Origin of the sequence: Gilliamella sp. B2923, from assembly GCF_026536565.1 — a bacterium.
In the GTDB taxonomy this organism is placed as follows: domain Bacteria; phylum Pseudomonadota; class Gammaproteobacteria; order Enterobacterales; family Orbaceae; genus Gilliamella.
Window position 1 is genome coordinate 1 of the sequence record NZ_JAFNNZ010000048.1, and the last position, 810, is coordinate 810.

Consider the following 810-nt stretch of genomic DNA (forward strand, 5'->3'; position numbering starts at 1 on the left):
AGCCACCGGAACATGAAGTCTATTTTCAAACGTCTGAGGGGGAAGGGAAAACCAAATACTCGCCTGATGATGTGCTTTATCGCATCAAGACAACAGGTATGGGTAGTATTCCAGGCGTGTCTTGTGACAAACATAGTCGATGTTTGTACAAATGGAATGATATTCCATTGCATTTACGTAATACCAAGTACTTACAAAGAATGTATGTTCCAAGTAAAGGCGTATACGGGGCGGCAAATTCCTGGCATTATGACATCTATAAACAAAAATATCGTACTGTACTGATTGAAACAGATCCAAGTAAAATCACCGCTACCGGTAATATTACGATACAAGGACAAATTTTAAATAATCATGATAGTAAAATTATTGCCGGTAAAAATGTCAATATTAATGTCGATCAGTTAAACAATATCTCGCAAGAAGTTTTATCAAAATATGTCTATTCGGGAAGAGTTAATTTACATAGAAGAAAAGATGAAAATAAATATAGATTTAGTTCCTATAAATATACAAAAGCCGATGAAGAGTTTATTGATAATGCATTAAATACCAATATTTTAGATCATCAAATATTTGAGCAGGCTCAATTAAACGATACCGCTCGTCAACCCACAACCGTTGAAAATACCCATCAACATGTTGATATTAATCAGCCTGTTCAAGATTCAGCTAAGCAACACGAAAAACAGATTGATAACCCGCATTTTGGGCACGATAACACAACGGCGGTTAACGCGACAATCGATAAACAGGAGGTTATCACCTCTGCAAATACCCCTGTCGATAATAATATTGATGACCATTTAA

At 35.7% G+C, this 810-nt stretch carries 1 protein-coding gene; it reads left to right on the plus strand.

From position 1 onward, the window contains the following. On the plus strand, positions 1–810 hold an 810-nt coding region (locus J3U42_RS12265), incomplete at both ends, for a hypothetical protein (RefSeq protein ID WP_267336614.1).